Origin of the sequence: Pseudomonas sp. CFBP 13719 (assembly GCF_014842095.1) — a bacterium.
In the GTDB taxonomy this organism is placed as follows: Bacteria; Pseudomonadota; Gammaproteobacteria; order Pseudomonadales; family Pseudomonadaceae; genus Aquipseudomonas.
In genome coordinates this window covers 474,014-489,390 of record NZ_JACYVB010000003.1, presented here as the reverse complement: position 1 = coordinate 489,390, position 15,377 = coordinate 474,014, and the positions used below count along the sequence as shown (strand labels likewise).

Below are 15,377 nucleotides of genomic sequence, written 5' to 3'. Positions count from 1 at the left end.
GCTCGCGCCGCTGCTACAGGGAATCGCGGTCTGTAGCAGCGGTGCAAGCGGCGTCCGGGGGCGCTGCGGAGTGTCAGGAGGATTGCATGCGCCGATGACGCGGCTCGCGCCGCTGCTACAGGGGATCGCGGTTTGTAGCAGCGGTGCAAGCCGCGTCCGGGGGCGCTGCGAGGTGTCAGGAGGATTGCATGCGCCGATGACGCGGCTCGCGCCGCTGCTACAGGGGATCGCGGTCTGTAGCAGCGGCGCAAGCCGCGTCCGGGGGCGCTGCGAGGTGTCAGGAGGATTGCATGCGCCAATGACGCGGCTTGCGCCGCTGCTACAGGGGATCGCGGTCTGTAGCAGCGGTGCAAGCCGCGTCCGGGTGCGCTGCGGGGTGTCAGGAGGATTGCATGCGCCAATGACGCGGCTTGCGCCGCTGCTACAGGGGATCGCGGTCTGTAGCAGCGGTGCAAGCCGCGTCCGGGGCGCTGCGGTGTTCAGGCCAATACCGCCACGGCCTTGATCTGCGCCCAGGCTCGCAAACCGGCCACCACGCCCAACTGGTCCGCGGAATAGCGGGTGATTCGTGCCAGGATCAATGTCTCGCCGGCGCGCAGGCTTACCTGCACATGGGCCGGATTGTGCGCTGCCGACACCTGCTCGACGGTGACGGCGAAACGATTGAGAATGCTGCTGGCGTCGTCCAGGCTCAGGCTGAGGCTGACATCGCGGGCCTGTATCTTGATCCGCAAGCGGTCGCCGGCAGCCCGCGGGGCATGGGCGACGCGCAGAGGTTCGATGACGCCCGGCAATTGCAGGGACAGCAGTTGATAGATCGGATCGTAGTCCCGCACCCTGGCCTGCACCACCACACCCGCGTCGGCTTCGCGCGCCATGGGCAGATCGAGGCGCTCCAGCGTCGGCCCCAGCGGCCCGCTGCCCAGCACGCGGCCGTGCTGCAGCACCACCAGGTGGTCGGCCAGCCGCGCGACCTCGTCCTGGGCATGGCTGACATACACCACGGGAATGTCCAGCTCGTCATGCAACCGTTCCAGATAGGGCAGGATCTCGGCCTTGCGGCGGCTGTCCAGCGCCGCCAGTGGTTCGTCCATCAGCAGCAGTCCAGGGCTGGTCAGCAGTGCGCGGGCGATGCCGACGCGCTGCCGTTCGCCCCCGGACAGGTTGGCCGGCTGGCGTTCCAGCAAATGCTCGATGCCCAGCAGGTTGCACGCCTGATCGAGCGCGACCTTGCGTTGGCCGGGTTTGATCCGCCGCCAGCCGTACTCAAGATTGCCGCGCACCGAGAGGTGCTCGAACAGGCTGGCCTCCTGGAACACATAGCCGAGCGCCCGCTTGTGCGGCGCGAGAAAAATGCCCCTGGCGCTGTCCTGCCAGACCTCGCCATTGACTTCGATGCAGGCATTGGGCGCTTTCACCAATCCGGCCAGGCAGCGCAGGCAGGTGGTCTTGCCGGAACCGGAATCGCCGAACAGCGCGCTGACCCCGCGCCCGGGCAGTTGCAGGTCGACGTCCAGCGAGAACGCCTCATACGTCATGTCGATACGGGCACGGATCATTCCATCAACTCCACGACGAACGCGGTAGGCGCCCGCGGTGCAACAACAGCAGCACGGCGAAGGAAAACACCAGCATGGCCCCGGCAAGCCAGTGCGCCTGGGCGTATTCCATGGCTTCGACATGATCGAAAATCTGCACCGACACCACCCGCGTCTTGTCCGGTATGTTGCCGCCAATCATCAGTACCACGCCGAATTCACCCACGGTATGGGCAAAGCCCAGAATGCTGGCGGTGACGAAACCCGGCTTGGCCTGCGGCAGCACCACGCTGAAGAAGCAGTCCCAAGGGCTGGCGCGCAAGGTCGCCGCCACTTCCAGAGGGCGCTCGCCGATGGCCTTGAAAGCGTTCTGCAGGGGCTGGACCACGAAAGGCATGGAATAGATCACCGAACCGATCACCAGCCCGGTAAAACTGAATACCACCGAGCCCAGACCCAGTGCTTGAGTGGTCTGACCGATGAAGCCGTGGGGCCCCAGCACCAGCAACAGGTAGAAACCAATGACCGTCGGCGGTAATACCAGGGGCAGGGCAACCACCGCGCCCACGGCGCCCCGCCAAGGCGACGCGGTACGCGCCAGCCACCATGCGATGGGCGTGCCGATCAGCAGCAGAATCACCGTGGTCAAGCTGGCCAGCTTGACCGTCAGCCAGATTGCGCTCAGGTCGCTGGCGTCCAGCGGCATCAGATCTGGTAGCCGTACGACTTGATGATGGCGGCGGCGGCCGGGCCTTTCAGGTATTGCATCAGCGCCTTGGCGGCGTCGCTGTCACGACCCTTGTTGAGAATCACCGCATCCTGCTTGATCGGATCATGCAAGGCCGCCGGCACGATCCAGGCCGACCCTTGTTCGACTTTGCCATCCTTGAAGATCTGCGACAGTGCCACGAAACCCAATTCGGCATTGCCGGTAGAGACGAACTGGAAAGCCTGGGTGATGTTCTGGCCTTCGACCAGTTTGGGCTGGGTGACCTGGGTCAGGTTCATCTTCGCCAGCACCTGGGTCGCCGCCAGCCCATAGGGTGCCGCCTTGGGGTTGGCGATGGACAGGTGCTGATAGCTGTTGCCCTTGAGCACGGCGCCCTCGGCGTCGACGTAGCCAGGCTTGGCCGACCACAGCGCCAGGGTGCCCGTGGCGTAGGTGAAGCGTGAGCCGGGAACGGTTTCCTGCTCGCTTTCCAGTTTGGCCGGCGTGCTGTCGTCGGCGGCCAGGAACACTTCGAACGGCGCACCGTTCTTGATCTGGGTATAGAACTGGCCGGTCGAGCCATAGGCGGCGACGAGCTTGTGCCCGGTGTCGGCCTCGAAGGCTTTGGCGATGGCCTGTATGGGGGCGGTGAAGTTGGCGGCAACAGCCACCTGTACCTCATCGGCGTACGCACTGTTGAGGGCCATGGCGGCGCCGAGGGCAAGCAGGCTGGTGGTGAACTTCATTGGACGGCGCTCTGTGGAAAAAAGACTACCGTCATATAGCAAAATATATAGCGCTTTGCCAGTCCTGCACGCTGTTTCCCGAATCTGCGCGGAGCTCGGTAACGCGGTCAGCGTCATGGCATGCCAGGCTGGCGCTCGCGCGCAAGCAGTTCGCGCTTGCGCTCGATACCCCAGCGGTATCCCGAAAGCCCACCGTCGGTGCGTACAACCCGATGACAGGGCACCGCCACGGCCAGGGCGTTCGCTGCGCAGGCCCCGGCCACGGCGCGCACTGCGTTCGGCGCGCCGATACTCGCCGCGACCTCAGCGTAGCTGGCCGTGGTTCCAGGCTCGATCCTGGCCAGTGCCTGCCATACCCGTTGCTGAAAAGCCGTACCGCGGATGTCCAGGGGCAAGTCCAGACCTGTCCTCGGCGCCTCGATGAAGCCCAGCACCTTGGCCACGATCGCTTCGAAGTCTGAGTCGGCGCCTATCAGTGCTGCCTTGGGAAAGCGCCGTTGCAGATCATCGAGCAAGGCTTGAGGCTCGTCACCGAGCAGGATCGCGCACACACCGCGTTCGCTGCAGGCCACCAGCACAGCGCCCAGGCTGCATTGGGCAAGGGCGAAATGGATCGAAGCCTTGCTGCCCCCTTGGCGGAAGGCCGCCGGCGTCATGCCGAGCATGCCGTTGGCGGCCTCGTAGAACCGCCCGGATGAATTGAAACCGCTGGCGTACAGGGTTTCGGTGACGGATTTGCCCTGCTGAAGCTGCTCGCGGACTTTCTGCGCCCGTCGGGCACTGGCGTAGCTGCGCGGCGTCAGCCCGGTCACGGCCTTGAACACCCGGTGGAAGTGCCATGGGCTCAAGCCGGCCCGTTCGGCCAGCGCGCTCAACTCGGGCAGAGCGTCGCTGGCCTCGATCTGGCGGCAGGCGGCGGCAACCAGTTGGCTGTGGTGAGCGGTGGGGGTGGGCATGGCGCGATTCCGTGGAGCGTCGAAGCGGCCATGTTAGCCGTTGCTGCGGGCGCTGACACTCCGCTGCTTGCGCTCAGCCAGCCTTGCGCAGGGTGAAGTTGATCCGTTGTGGGCCCATCACCGGGTGCACGCCTTCCTTGAGCGGCAGCACGCCGTGAAAGCGCAGGCGGTCGACACCGCCCCATACCATTACATCGCCGTGCAGCAGGGGCACGCGCAGCGGACGATCGCTGCGCTGCAGGCCACCGACCTGGAACATCGCCGCGAGGCCCAGGGACACCGAGACGATGGGCGCGGTGTAATCGCGCTCGTTGCGGTCCTGATGCAGGGACATCCTGGCGCCGGGCACGTAGCGGTTGAGCAGGCAGGCATCTGGTATGAAATCCTCGAAACCGGCCGCTGCCGCTGCTTCCCGAGCCAGCGTGCGCAGCACCTCGGGCAGCACCGGCCAAGGGCGGCCGGTGAGAGGATCGTCGCTGACGTAGCGATATCCTCGCGCATCCGTGCTCCAACCGAACTGCCCGCAGTTGCTCAACGCCACCGACATGGTGTGCCCACCGGGCGTTTCCATGCGCCGGAAGGGGGCTGCCTTGAGCACTTCGCGCAGGGCCGGCAGGATGTCGTCCAGCGAGGGCAGGGCGAAGCCACGCAGGACGAAGGTCTGCTCGCCCAGAGCTTCGCGGCGACTGGGTTGTTGTGGTTCATCGAACAGTAAGGACTGCACTGGAATCAGCCTTGCGCGCGTTGCCAGATGCCGCGGCCGTCCAGGCGCTCACGGTCATGGGCAGCGTTGAAATCCTGCGCAGGCCCCTTGGGCACGATACCGGTCGGGTTGATGGTCGGATGGCTGGTGTAGTAATGGCCCTTGATGTGTTCGAAGTCCACCGTCTGGGCGATGCCTGGCCACTGGTACAGTTCGCGCAGCCAGTTCGACAGGTTCGGGTAGTCGGCGATGCGCCGCAAGTTGCATTTGAAGTGCCCGTGGTACACCGCGTCGAAGCGGATCAGGCTGGTGAACAGGCGCCAGTCGGCTTCGGTGAGGTATTCCCCAGTCACGTAGCGCTGGGTATCCAGAATCGTTTCGAGACGGTCGAGTTCGGCGAACACATCGTCGAAAGCGCTGGCGTAAGCCTGTTGCGAAGTAGCGAAGCCGGCGCGGTAGACACCGTTGTTCACGTTCGGGTAAACCGCGTCGTTGACGCGCTCGATGGCTGTGCGCAGGGGCTCGGGATAGAGGTCCAGGCGATTGCCGGTGAGGGCATCGAAGGCGCTGTTGAACATGCGAATGATCTCGGCCGACTCGTTGCTGACGATGCGGCTCTGCTGTTTGTCCCACAGCACCGGTACCGTCACCCGGCCGGTGTAGTGCGGATCGTCGCGGGTGTAGCGTTCGTGCAGGTAGCGCAACGGCTCCAGGTGGTCACCGCTCGAACCTGTCTGGCTGTCGAACGTCCAGCCGTGCTCGCCCATGTGCCAACTCACCACCGACACGTCGATCAAGTGTTCCAGCCCTTTGAGGCTGCGCACGATCAGGGTGCGGTGGGCCCATGGGCATGCCAGCGAGACGTACAGATGATAGCGACCTGCTTCGGCCTTGAAGCCGCCCTGGCCACTGGGGCCGGGTTGACCGTCGGCCGTGACCCAATGGCGGCGCTGCGAGGCCTCGCGCTGGAACGCGCCGTCTTCGCTGCTTTCGTACCACTGGTCGTGCCAGCGTCCTTCGATCAGCAAACCCATGTTCGTCTCCCGAGTGCGTATCGGCAAACTGTATCACGCTGTTCCGTTGCTGCGGCGCACACCGCGTGTACCGCCGACGCGGCTCGCGCCGCTGCTACACGCGTATTCCGGGCGCACCGTGTGGACCGCCGACGCGGCTTGCGCCGCTTCTACATGCGCCCCGCAGTGCCCCGTGGGGGCGGTCAGTGGCCGCGAACCAGGCGCCGCGCAGCATCAGTCAAAGCGCAGTCCCCCGTAGGAGCGGTCATTGGCCGCGAACCAGGCGCCGCGCAGCATCAGTCAAACCGCAGTCCCCCGTAGGAGCGGTCAGTGGCCGCGAACCAGACGCCGCGCAGCATCAGTCAAACTGCAGTCCCCCGTGGGAGCGGCCACTGACCGCTCCCACAGAGGGCGCTGTCAGCTCTTCTTCGTACACGCCGCCAGGTCGCGTGCCGCCCATAGCGCGCGGGCTTCGTCGAAGGCCTGCTCGCGAGAGCTGCCCAGCCCGCGCAGGGAGAGTGCCATGGTGGAGATCAAAGCCAGTTCGCCATAGCTGTCCTGGCGTTCGCCCTGCCAGAACTCGACCAGGTGGCCAACTTCAAGGCTCGGCGGCTTCACATGGCGCTGGGCGGCCAGGGCAGGCCATTCCTCATCCCAGGGCAGGTGGTCGCGGGTGCCATAGAGATGGCTGGCGCTGTCCGGGTTGATCTCGATTTCGCCACCGTCGCCCTTGACCACGATCGCCGTGTCGCCGAGCAGGCCGCTGGCATCGCGATGCACCGCCTGGTAGCCCGGGTGGAAGATGCTCTGCAGGCCACAACGGGCCCCAAGCGGGTTGAGAATCCGCGCCAGCGAATGGATAGGCGAGCGCAGGCCCAAGGTATTGCGCAGGTCGATCATGCGTTGCAGGGGCGCCGCCCAGTCCATCAGCGGGGAAAACGCCAGGCCCTGTTGATCGAGCGCCTGGCCGACGGCGTCCCAGTCCCGACACAGCGCAATGTTCAAGGTGCCGAGCAACTGTTCGCTGTACAGCCGCCCGGCGGTGTGGGCGCCCGCGCCGTGCATGAATATGCGCCGGCCGCTACCGCCCAGGCATTTGGCTGCCAGCAGGTACCATGGCAGATGGCGCTTCTTGCCGGCGTAGGTCGGCCAGTCCAGATCGACCGCCAACGCCGGCGCCTGCAAGCGTTCGCGCAAGGCGAGGGTGAAACCGGCGAGTTCCTCGGCGCTTTCTTCCTTGTGCCGCAGCAGCATGAGGAAGGCGCCCAGCTGCGCGTCTTCCACCCGCCCATCGAGCAGCATGCCCATGGCCTCGCGGGCCTCTTCACCGGTGAGGTTGCGTGCGCCGCGCTTGCCCTTGCCCAGGGCTCGCACGAATTGGGCGAACGGGTGTTCTTCAGGGGTTTCCAGCATCAGTGCAGGGTAGTCGGTCATATGCAATTGGTCGGTTTGGGCAGACCCGCCAGCTTCGCAGCGAGTTTGGCAGGAGTGCCATTGAACAGGCGATTGAGGTGCAGGCTGTTGCCTTTGTCGGCGCCCAGCTGCTGCGCGACGTACTTGATCAGCGGCCGCGTCGCGGGCGACAGCTGGTACTGGGCATGAAAGCGGCGCAGCAGTTCGATGATCTGCCAGTGGTCGGGCGTCAGCTGCAGATCCTCGGCGGCAGCCAGAGCCTGAGCGACCTGCGGATTCCAGTCGGCCAGCGACTGCAGGTAGCCGTCCGGATCCAGCGCGATGCTGCGCCCCTCGACGATGAGTGTGGTCATAGCCAGCTATTGACCTTTTCATAGGCCAGGGTCAGCTCGACGAACGCTGGGTAGTCGAGCAGCTCGACCCCGGGGTTGTTCGGCAAAGCGCGTGCCTGCGCATCTTCGGCCAGGGCAAAGACGGCAACGCCGGCGCTCGCCAGCGCTGCCCAGGGCTCGCTGCCGGGCGCCAGGGCGTAGACCGCATCGCCGCTGAGCAGAATGGCGTCGCCGTTGCCCAGCAGACGCAGGCAGCTGTGCAGGCGCTGGTCGCTGAACGGCGAGTGTGCCAGTACGTGAAGGGTACTCATTACAATGTCACCACAAGGTCGAAGCGCGCCAGCAGCTCGCGCAGTTGCGCGTCTGTAAGCGCCTGCGCGGGCAAGGCCAGCCCTGACTGGGCCAGGCCACGTCGTGCCAGGCTGGCGCTGCAGACGAACACCTCCTCGACACCGAACAGCGGCAGCGCCTGCAGGTTGGCCGCAAGATTCTTTTGTTGCACGGCATCCGGCGCCTGGTCATCCAGCAACTGGTAGACGCCGTCGTCGAGAAACAGCATGGCTATCGGCAGGTCGTAGGCACCGCCGGCCAGGGCGATGTCCAGCGCCTCGCGTGCGGCGGGGCCTGCCCAAGGGGCTTGGCGGCTGATGATCAGCATGGACTTGGCCATGTCAGTGGCCTCCGAAGCTGACGAGTCGATCGGCCTGCTGGGCGGCTTCGTGCAACTGCCCCAACCCGGACAGCTGCCAGGGTTCGCTCAGGTTGGCGGCCGGGCGCTGATAGCGACGTGCTTCCTCGTCGTCGAGCACACCGCGCCGCAGCGCGGCGGCGATGCACACCACCGCGTCTATCTGATGTTCGACGATGAAGGCGCGCCACTGTGCGGCCGTGTCGGTTTCATCCTGCGCGGTGACGATGTTGCTGGACGCCGTGTGCACGCCGTCCTGGTAGAAGAACACCCGCAGCAGTTGGTGGCCTTGAGCCAAGACCGCTTGGGCGAACAGCAGCGCGCGCCGCGAGGCCGGCGAGTGGGCAGGCGAATAGACAGCGATGGCAAACTTCATGGTCGGCTCTGGTGTGGAACTGTGGCCATGATAAAGGCTGCCTTCGCAAAAAGCCTAGCAAGAAGCGCCGCGCGGGGAATCAGTGCTCGCACATTTCCCGTGAGAGCGGTCAGCGGCCGCGAAAAGGGCGCCGCCGATGGGCTGACACACCGCGGCGCCCGGTTCGCGGCCACGGACCGCTCCTACAGAGGTTGTCCATTGTTGCCAAGGGTGCGTTTCCCGTGGGAGCGGTCAGCGGCCGCGAAAAGGGCGCCACCAATGGGCTGATACACCGCGGCGCCTGGTTCGCGGCCACGGACCGCTCCCACAGAGGTTGTCCATGGTTGCCAAAGATGCGTTTCCCGTAGGAGCGGTCATCGGCCGCGAAAAGGCGCCGCCGATGGGCTGATACACCGCGGCGCCCGGTTCGCGGCCACGGACCGCTCCTACAGAGGTTGTCCATGGTTGCCAAAGATGCGTTTCCCGTAGGAGCGGTCAGCGGCCGCGAAAAGGGCGCTGCCGATGGGCTGATGCATCGCGGCGTCTGTTTCGCGGCCACGGACCGCTCCCACGGGAGGTCTGTTGCAGACGGTGTGACAGCGTGCCGCAGTGCTGGCGCGCACCGCTCTGGGCCGCGCGATTGCGCATACGAACGGGCCTGGTTGGCATACATCTGCGCCTCAGTGCGGTTTACAGCGCTCAAGCAGCTGCCTAAAATTCACCCCAAGCGTCGGGACTCAACCAGTCGACAGCACGCTACCCATAAAAAAAGCCCGTCCAAGACGGGCTTTTTGCGTTTCCGGTTCGCCATTTTCCAGGCCGCCGCCCGCACACCGCCACCCACCGAGGCTTTTTTTCCATGTTGCGCCTGTTTTTGCTGTTGCTGTCCTATTGCTACAAACGCGTCGCCACCAGCCTGGCCTCCATGCGCGATCAGCGCATCGACAACGCCTACTCGACCTATGATGACACCGAGGAGGGTGGCCGCTGGTCATGGCTGACGCTGCTGACCATCGCCGTACTCAGCTTCTATATCCTCGGCAGCCTGGGCTTCTACGCCAAGGTGCATATCTGGGACGCGTTGTCCGAAGATCAGAAGAGCATGGTCATCGAGTCCATGGCCGCCAACCAGCAGATGCTCTGAACCTGCCTTGCACTAGACCACCAGCGGTTGCAGCGGATAGACCCTGTTGCGGCCCGAGCTCTTGGCTCGATAAAGCGCCTGGTCCGCGGCCTCCACTAGGCTTTGCGCGCGCACGTCCGGGTCGCTGTTGCGCCACACGTGAACACCGGCGCTGATGGTCACGATCCCCAGGTCGCTGCCCGCGTGGGCAATCGCCAGCGCGCGCACCGCCAGCAGCACCTTCTCCGCGACCTGCCAGGCACCGGCCTCGTCACTCTCGGGCAGCAGCACCAGAATTTCCTCGCCGCCGTAGCGCACCACCAGGTCTCCCGAGCGGCCCACACAGCTCAGCACCGCCTGGCCCACGGCCTTGATGCACTCATCTCCTGCGGGATGACCGTACAGGTCGTTGAAGCGCTTGAAATGGTCGATGTCGAGCATGATCACGCCCAGCGGCCGGGCGTTGCGCCGCGCCCGACCGATCTCGTCGGGCAGCGCCGCGTCCAGCTGGCGGCGGTTGGCCAGGCCGGTCAAGCCGTCCTGCATCGCCAGCTTCTGCAGCGCGGCGTGGGCATTGCGCAGTTCCGCCTCGGTGCGCAGGCCATGGCGAATCTGCCGGATCAGTGTCATCGCGCACAGACCCAGGGCTATCCCGACCACCAGCACGAAGACTGCCGAACGCAGCAGGTTCTCGTACCAGTTGGCCAGCAGCGATGCCTTGGACTCGGCGGTTTCCAGCACCAACGGGTAATTGCGCAGAGCCTGATAGCTGTACATACGCTCGACATCGTCCACCAGTGAGCGCTGCATCAAGGTGCCGTGGCTGGCCTGGGGCAACATCTCGCTGAAGATCTTGCCCTTGGCCATGCTGCTGCCGATCACGTTCTCATCGAATGGGCGGCGCAGCAGGATGGTGCCGTCGTTGAGCAGCAGGGCGATGACCCCGCGCTCGTCCAGGTCGAAGCCGGCGTAGAACTGGTTGAAATACTCCACTTTCAGGGTGGCCAGCACCACGCCGGCAAACTTGCCGTCGGCGCCGCTAAGGCGCCGGGATACTGGAATCACCAAGGCATTGGTGGAACGACTGCGAATGACGGGCCCGACGTGCACCCCGGGGTCGGGATTGTCCAGGTGGTGGCGGAAGTATTCACGGTCGGCGTTGTTCAGCCCCGGCGGATCCGCGGCGTTGGAGCTGGCCACCCAGCGCCCTTGGCTGTCATAGATGAACAACCCCTGCAACTGCTCCATTGAACGCGTCCAGCCTTGCATCAGGTTGCGCAGGCGCTGCACCTCGGCAGGCGCCGTGCCGTCGACCTGAATGCGCTCGATCAGGCCCAGCAGTACCGTGTCCGATTGCTTGATGGTGTCTTCGGCATGCTGGGCCAGCGAGCGGGCCAGGTTGGACGTGGTGATCTCGCTGACACGCATGGCCTGGGCCCGTGCGGTGAGGGTCTGCCATACATCCAGCACGATCAGCGAGACGACCACCAGCGCCACGAAGAGAATAGCCATGCGCTGAGCCGAACTGTCGGACTTCAGGGCGGGTCGATACTGTGCGTTGTCTGGCATCAGGGGCTTCTTGGTCGGCAGGTAGGTGCAGTCTAGTGGGTTACGCCCAGCATACAACCGCCGTCTGCGATGCAGGCATGCGTGGTTGTAATCACATTGGGGCAGGTTGTACGATGACCTTGGTCGTCCATCATACGGGCTGCGTGGCGTCGTTGCGCCATGCCTTGCTTCGATAATAAATCCAACGATGCAAACAGGAGGTTTCATGACACAGCCATCGACCCGCGACGTTCCCGTCTTGATCATCGGCGCACTGCTGCCCAGCCTGCAGGAGGCCGTGGAAACCCACTTCGACGCCACCCGCTTCTGGGAACTGCCCGATCAGGACGCCTGGCTGGCGCAGCACGGCGACCGAATCAAGGCGATCGTCACCTCGGGTGCCCTGGGCGCGAGCAGCGAGGTGATCGCCAGGCTGCCCAAGCTCGAAGCCATCTTCAGCTTCGGCGTCGGCTACGATTCGATCGCCGTCGATGCGGCCCGTGACCGCGGCATCGTGGTCACTAATACCCCGGCGGTGCTGGACGATTGCGTCGCCGATACGGCGATGGCGCTGACCCTCGATGTGATGCGCCGCTACAGCGAGGCCGATCGCTTCGTGCGGGCGGGCAAGTGGACCCAGGGCAAGTTTCCGCTCGCCAGCAAGATCGGCGGCAAGAAAATCGGCATCGTCGGCCTGGGCAACATCGGCGAGTCCATCGCCAGGCGCGCCGCTGCGTTCGACATGCAGGTGCTCTACCACAATCGTAAACCCAAGGCAGGCGTCGCCTACCAGTACTACGCCGATCTGGACGCGATGATCACCGATTGCGACGTGCTGGTGCTGGCAGTGCCCGGCGGCAAGTCCACCGAAGGCCTGATCGATGCCAAGCGCATCGGCCTGCTGGGCAGCAAGGGGTTCCTGGTCAATATCGCCCGCGGCAGCGTGGTCGACCAACCGGCGCTGATCGAGGCGCTGCGCGAGGGCCATATCGCAGGCGCGGGCCTGGATGTCTATGAGGACGAGCCTAACGTTCCGCAGGCGCTCATCGACCTGAACAACGTTGTCCTGCTGCCACACCTGGCCAGCGGCACCCACGAGACCCGCCAGGCCATGGGCGACCTGGTGTGGAGCAATATTCAGGGTTATTTTCACGACGAGCGCAAAGTACTGACGCCCGTTGGCTGATACCGAGGTGAATGCTGCCCGCGCAATGCGGGCATTGTGAGGGTGGCTCCGTAGAGCGGGCGCCGGTCACCCTCAACAAGTGCCCGGCGCAGGCCATCCGCTCAGGCGGCGCCGGCCGTCTCGGCCGGCTTGCTGGCCGCGCGGCGCAGCGCGATGGGCGCGCTGGGCAGGTGGATGTCGGGGTTCGCCACGCCGCTGGGCGACAACTCATGGGTCATCTCGAACTCCGCGCGCACCGACCAGCCGCAGATCTCGTTCGTACACTGCAGGTAGGCCACGCGCAGGAATACATGCGTGCCTTCGCTGGTGCGGATGCGCATTCTGTTCTTGCAGTGAGGGCAAACCATCTTGTAAGTGCTCATTCTTCAAACCTTATGATCCGCACCGCGCTCGTACCGCCGAGACGCCGGGATCAACTACAAAATTTTAAGTAAGTCTTCCGTGAGTGAACTGCTGGCGCTACCTGCGTCTTGCCTTTGCACGATGGGCGGCGAAATGCATTGGGTCTGAGTAGCCGCGCCATGTAGGAAATTTCTTTATGATGTATGTAAGTTGTAGGGCTGCATCATGGATATCCTTGATTTATGAACTAGGGTTAATATTTAACTGCAATTCGAATAAATTAATATACTCAAATTGAGTGGGTCAAGCGGAAGTTCCCAACGTGTGTACCTCTGAAACAACCGAAGTGCTGAATCGGCTCAAGCATCTGCTGGCGGCTTCCAACGACGCAGCGCTTGCCAAGGCCCTGGGTATCAGCCCGCAAACCCTGGCCAGCTGGCGTGCTCGCTGCAGCATTCCGTACGCGTTGTGCATGGACCTGGCGCGCACCGATGGCATTTCCCTCGACTGGTTGCTGTTGGGTCGCGGTGCCATGCTTGTCGAACCGCAGACGCTGCTCGCCGATGATGCAGTGGTTGCTGTGCTGGCTACTCTGCAAGGCCTGTGCGCCAAGGATCTGGAGCACGTTCACCAAGTTGCGCGCGAGCGCAAACGGCTGCGCGAACTGGAGCAGGAAGTTGCCAGCCTGCGGCGCTCTAACTGACGAACTCAAGAACCTCTGAAACGGCGCAGAATGTCCTCGATGTCCAGCCGCCGAACCCAGTCTCGCAACTTCACGCTCAGCGGAATGACCAGCAGTGCGCAGCCGAATGCAGCGATGCCTCCGGTAAGTTGCGGTATCTGGTCCTGCGCCATGGGTGCGAAGAGCAGACCGACGCCGGCAGACAGCAGCAGGTTGGTCAACTTGCGTGCGCAGCTCGCGACCTGCTGTCGACTGATCACCAGGCAGGCGCCCAATACGGCGCCGAGCAGGTTATCGAAGGCTGGCCAGGAAGCGGACGCTCCCAGTGCCAAAGCCGATACCCCGGCGACACCAGCGGTCAGCGTGTCCTGGTTCATGATCCGGCCCCTGAGGCCGGTGACCCGTCGCAATGGCACGATCCGTATTGTTCAAGCACTTGGCACCTCGCCTCGGGTCTGGAGCCGCAACCAGCGGCACTGGACCCATCCTCGCCCGGCGACTCTCAAGGCTCAAGGACGCAGCCTTGTAGGAAAGCCGGACAGAGGTACCCTGCCTGAACAGCACAGATGAACTCAGCCGAGGGTGACGGCGGCGTGAGCCTTTTCCAGCAGGCGCTGGTTGCGCGAGGAAAGTTGGCGCAACTGCAGTTGCTTGCCGAACTTGCTGTAGCGGGCGGCCAGGTTTTCCATGGCGGCGATGGCCGAGTGATCCACCAGGTGCAGATGACGGCAATCGATGTAGACCTGATCCGGGTCGTTCTGCGGATCGAACAGCGCCTGGAAATGCGTGGTCGAGGCGAAGAACAAGGTGCCGTGAGGGGTGTAGACGCGTGCCTCGTCGCTGTCGTGGACATCGCTGCGCATGTCGCGCGAATGCTGCCAGGCGAAGGCCAGCGCCGCGATCAGAATGCCGCAGAGCACGGCAGTGGCCAGGTCGGTGAACACGGTGATGATGGTCACCGCGATGATTACCACGGCATCGTTGGCGGGCACCTTGCCCAGTACCCGCACCGAACCCCAGGCGAAGGTCTGCTGCGCGACCACGAACATCACCCCGGCCAGTGCGGCCAGCGGGATGCGCTCGATCAGCGGCGACAGGAACAGGATGAACAGCAGGATCATCACCCCACTGACGATCCCGGACAGGCGCCCGCGGCCCCCCGAGCTGAGATTGATCACGGTCTGCCCGATCATCGCGCAACCGCCCATGCCGCCGAACAGACCCGAGGTGATGTTGGCCACACCCAGCGCCACGCATTCGCGATTGGGCTGACCGCGGGTCTCGGTGATCTCATCGGTGAGGTTGAAGGTCAGCAAGGTTTCCAGTAATCCGACCATGGCCATCAGCAAGGCATAGGGGGCGATGATCTTCAAGGTCGCCAGGTCCAGCGCAACGCTGGGCCACTGGAAGCTGGGCAGGCCGCCGGCGATGGTTGCCATGTCGGCGAGGGTGCGCGTGGGCAGATGCAGCCATTGCACCAGCACACTGACGCCGATGATCGCCACCAGCGCACCGGGTACGGCCTTGGTCAGGCGCGGCAGCAGGTAGACCACGGCCATGGTCAGTGCCACCAGCCCGGTCATGATGCCCAGTTCAGCGAACGGCAGCCACTGACCGTCATGGGTCTTGAAGTGTTCGAGCTGCGACATGGCAATGACGATCGCCAGCCCGTTGACGAAGCCCAGCATGACCGGGTGCGGCACCATGCGCACCAGCTTGCCGAGCCGCAGCACGCCGAAGATCGCCATGATCAGGCCACTGAGTACCACCGTGGCCAACAGATATTGCACGCCGTGCTGCACCACCAGCGCCACGATGACCACGGCCATCGACCCGGCAGCGCCGGAGATCATCGCCGGTCGGCCGCCCAGCAACGCGGTGAGGGTACAGATGATGAAGGCGCCATATAAACCCATCAAGGGGTTGACCTGGGCCACCAGGGCAAAGGCGATGCATTCGGGCACCAGCGCGAAGGAGGACGTCAGGCCAGCCAGTACGTTACGGCGTATATCGGTCAAGGACATGCAATACCTATCAGCACAA

General features: G+C 64.4%; 18 protein-coding genes. 3 read left to right on the top strand and 15 right to left on the bottom strand.

What is annotated here, in order from left to right; translation table 11 throughout:
* Positions 1 to 479: 479 nt before the first annotated feature.
* The 11 genes from modC to tusD all read right to left on the bottom strand — a co-directional run bounded on the left by modC (position 480) and on the right by tusD (position 8,474).
* Positions 480 to 1,559, bottom strand: a complete 1,080-nt coding sequence (gene modC / locus IFT57_RS12580) for a molybdenum ABC transporter ATP-binding protein (RefSeq protein WP_192151603.1) — start codon at positions 1,557 to 1,559, stop codon at positions 480 to 482.
* A gap of 4 nt (positions 1,560 to 1,563) precedes the next feature.
* Complete coding sequence (modB, locus tag IFT57_RS12575; RefSeq protein WP_192151602.1) at positions 1,564 to 2,244, bottom strand: molybdate ABC transporter permease subunit; 681 nt, start codon at positions 2,242 to 2,244, stop codon at positions 1,564 to 1,566.
* Complete coding sequence (gene modA / locus IFT57_RS12570) at positions 2,244 to 2,993, bottom strand: molybdate ABC transporter substrate-binding protein (protein ID WP_192151601.1); 750 nt, start codon at positions 2,991 to 2,993, stop codon at positions 2,244 to 2,246. The genes modB and modA overlap by 1 nt, the downstream gene beginning before the upstream one ends.
* 113 nt (positions 2,994 to 3,106) lie before the next feature.
* On the bottom strand, positions 3,107 to 3,949 hold the full coding sequence (gene ada, locus IFT57_RS12565) for a bifunctional DNA-binding transcriptional regulator/O6-methylguanine-DNA methyltransferase Ada (RefSeq protein WP_192151600.1): 843 nt from the start codon (positions 3,947 to 3,949) through the stop codon (positions 3,107 to 3,109).
* Between the two features lie 73 nt (positions 3,950 to 4,022).
* Positions 4,023 to 4,679, bottom strand: coding sequence for a DNA oxidative demethylase AlkB (gene alkB / locus IFT57_RS12560; protein WP_446731200.1), 657 nt, complete (start codon positions 4,677 to 4,679; stop codon positions 4,023 to 4,025).
* Complete coding sequence (locus IFT57_RS12555; protein WP_192151598.1) at positions 4,679 to 5,686, bottom strand: glutathione S-transferase family protein; 1,008 nt, start codon at positions 5,684 to 5,686, stop codon at positions 4,679 to 4,681. The genes alkB and IFT57_RS12555 overlap by 1 nt, the downstream gene beginning before the upstream one ends.
* Positions 5,687 to 6,082: 396 nt before the next feature.
* Positions 6,083 to 7,099, bottom strand: coding sequence for a glycosyl transferase family protein (locus IFT57_RS12550; protein WP_192151597.1), 1,017 nt, complete (start codon positions 7,097 to 7,099; stop codon positions 6,083 to 6,085).
* Entirely contained in the window at positions 7,096 to 7,431 is a 336-nt protein-coding gene (locus IFT57_RS12545; protein ID WP_122797493.1) for a TusE/DsrC/DsvC family sulfur relay protein, read from the bottom strand. The genes IFT57_RS12550 and IFT57_RS12545 overlap by 4 nt, the downstream gene beginning before the upstream one ends.
* Positions 7,428 to 7,721: a sulfurtransferase complex subunit TusB gene (gene tusB, locus IFT57_RS12540; protein ID WP_192151596.1), complete on the bottom strand. Its 294-nt coding sequence runs from the start codon at positions 7,719 to 7,721 to the stop codon at positions 7,428 to 7,430. Before tusB ends, IFT57_RS12545 begins: the two co-directional genes overlap by 4 nt.
* Entirely contained in the window at positions 7,721 to 8,080 is a 360-nt protein-coding gene (gene tusC, locus IFT57_RS12535) for a sulfurtransferase complex subunit TusC (RefSeq protein ID WP_192151595.1), read from the bottom strand. The genes tusB and tusC overlap by 1 nt, the downstream gene beginning before the upstream one ends.
* Position 8,081: 1 nt before the next feature.
* Positions 8,082 to 8,474, bottom strand: a complete 393-nt coding sequence (gene tusD, locus IFT57_RS12530; protein WP_192151594.1) for a sulfurtransferase complex subunit TusD — start codon at positions 8,472 to 8,474, stop codon at positions 8,082 to 8,084.
* 838 nt (positions 8,475 to 9,312) lie between these two features.
* On the opposite strand from tusD, the gene IFT57_RS12525 reads away from it, so the two are divergent.
* A complete protein-coding gene (locus IFT57_RS12525; RefSeq protein ID WP_192151593.1) occupies positions 9,313 to 9,597 on the top strand; it encodes a hypothetical protein in 285 nt (94 codons plus the stop codon).
* Positions 9,598 to 9,609: 12 nt separating this feature from the next.
* Here IFT57_RS12525 and IFT57_RS12520 read toward each other — a convergent pair whose 3' ends face one another.
* Entirely contained in the window at positions 9,610 to 11,145 is a 1,536-nt protein-coding gene (locus IFT57_RS12520; protein ID WP_192151592.1) for a sensor domain-containing diguanylate cyclase, read from the bottom strand.
* A gap of 205 nt (positions 11,146 to 11,350) precedes the next feature.
* Between IFT57_RS12520 and IFT57_RS12515 the strand changes: the two genes are divergently transcribed.
* A complete protein-coding gene (locus tag IFT57_RS12515) occupies positions 11,351 to 12,310 on the top strand; it encodes a 2-hydroxyacid dehydrogenase (protein WP_122715445.1) in 960 nt (319 codons plus the stop codon).
* A gap of 101 nt (positions 12,311 to 12,411) precedes the next feature.
* On the opposite strand, the gene IFT57_RS12510 is transcribed toward IFT57_RS12515, so the two are convergent.
* Positions 12,412 to 12,672 carry an ogr/Delta-like zinc finger family protein gene (locus tag IFT57_RS12510; RefSeq protein ID WP_122477941.1) on the bottom strand — a complete coding sequence of 87 codons (261 nt, stop codon included), beginning with the start codon at positions 12,670 to 12,672 and terminating at the stop codon, positions 12,412 to 12,414.
* A gap of 302 nt (positions 12,673 to 12,974) precedes the next feature.
* Here IFT57_RS12510 and IFT57_RS12505 point away from each other — a divergent pair, with 302 nt between their 5' ends.
* Entirely contained in the window at positions 12,975 to 13,355 is a 381-nt protein-coding gene (locus IFT57_RS12505; protein WP_192151591.1) for a helix-turn-helix domain-containing protein, read from the top strand.
* A 5-nt stretch (positions 13,356 to 13,360) separates the two neighbouring features.
* Here IFT57_RS12505 and IFT57_RS12500 read toward each other — a convergent pair whose 3' ends face one another.
* Together IFT57_RS12500 and IFT57_RS12495 are read right to left on the bottom strand one after the other, a co-directional pair.
* Positions 13,361 to 13,711, bottom strand: coding sequence for a putative holin (locus tag IFT57_RS12500; RefSeq protein WP_192049354.1), 351 nt, complete (start codon positions 13,709 to 13,711; stop codon positions 13,361 to 13,363).
* A gap of 195 nt (positions 13,712 to 13,906) precedes the next feature.
* Positions 13,907 to 15,358, bottom strand: a complete 1,452-nt coding sequence (locus IFT57_RS12495; RefSeq protein ID WP_192151590.1) for a SulP family inorganic anion transporter — start codon at positions 15,356 to 15,358, stop codon at positions 13,907 to 13,909.
* Positions 15,359 to 15,377 lie beyond the last annotated feature (19 nt).

Bases quoted from the DNA above. Each gene is read 5' to 3' on its own strand.
- IFT57_RS12555 (WP_192151598.1), bottom strand. From the start codon at position 5,686: ATGGGTTTGCTGATCGAAGGACGCTGGCACGACCAGTGGTACGAAAGC.
- IFT57_RS12525 (WP_192151593.1), top strand. From the start codon at position 9,313: ATGTTGCGCCTGTTTTTGCTGTTGCTGTCCTATTGCTACAAACGCGTC.
- modC (WP_192151603.1), bottom strand. From the start codon at position 1,559: ATGATCCGTGCCCGTATCGACATGACGTATGAGGCGTTCTCGCTGGAC.
- IFT57_RS12545 (WP_122797493.1), bottom strand. From the start codon at position 7,431: ATGACCACACTCATCGTCGAGGGGCGCAGCATCGCGCTGGATCCGGAC.
- modA (WP_192151601.1), bottom strand. From the start codon at position 2,993: ATGAAGTTCACCACCAGCCTGCTTGCCCTCGGCGCCGCCATGGCCCTC.
- tusD (WP_192151594.1), bottom strand. From the start codon at position 8,474: ATGAAGTTTGCCATCGCTGTCTATTCGCCTGCCCACTCGCCGGCCTCG.
- IFT57_RS12500 (WP_192049354.1), bottom strand. From the start codon at position 13,711: ATGAACCAGGACACGCTGACCGCTGGTGTCGCCGGGGTATCGGCTTTG.
- ada (WP_192151600.1), bottom strand. From the start codon at position 3,949: ATGCCCACCCCCACCGCTCACCACAGCCAACTGGTTGCCGCCGCCTGC.
- IFT57_RS12550 (WP_192151597.1), bottom strand. From the start codon at position 7,099: ATGACCGACTACCCTGCACTGATGCTGGAAACCCCTGAAGAACACCCG.
- tusC (WP_192151595.1), bottom strand. From the start codon at position 8,080: ATGGCCAAGTCCATGCTGATCATCAGCCGCCAAGCCCCTTGGGCAGGC.
- tusB (WP_192151596.1), bottom strand. From the start codon at position 7,721: ATGAGTACCCTTCACGTACTGGCACACTCGCCGTTCAGCGACCAGCGC.
- modB (WP_192151602.1), bottom strand. From the start codon at position 2,244: ATGCCGCTGGACGCCAGCGACCTGAGCGCAATCTGGCTGACGGTCAAG.
- IFT57_RS12495 (WP_192151590.1), bottom strand. From the start codon at position 15,358: ATGTCCTTGACCGATATACGCCGTAACGTACTGGCTGGCCTGACGTCC.
- IFT57_RS12520 (WP_192151592.1), bottom strand. From the start codon at position 11,145: ATGCCAGACAACGCACAGTATCGACCCGCCCTGAAGTCCGACAGTTCG.
- IFT57_RS12515 (WP_122715445.1), top strand. From the start codon at position 11,351: ATGACACAGCCATCGACCCGCGACGTTCCCGTCTTGATCATCGGCGCA.
- IFT57_RS12510 (WP_122477941.1), bottom strand. From the start codon at position 12,672: ATGAGCACTTACAAGATGGTTTGCCCTCACTGCAAGAACAGAATGCGC.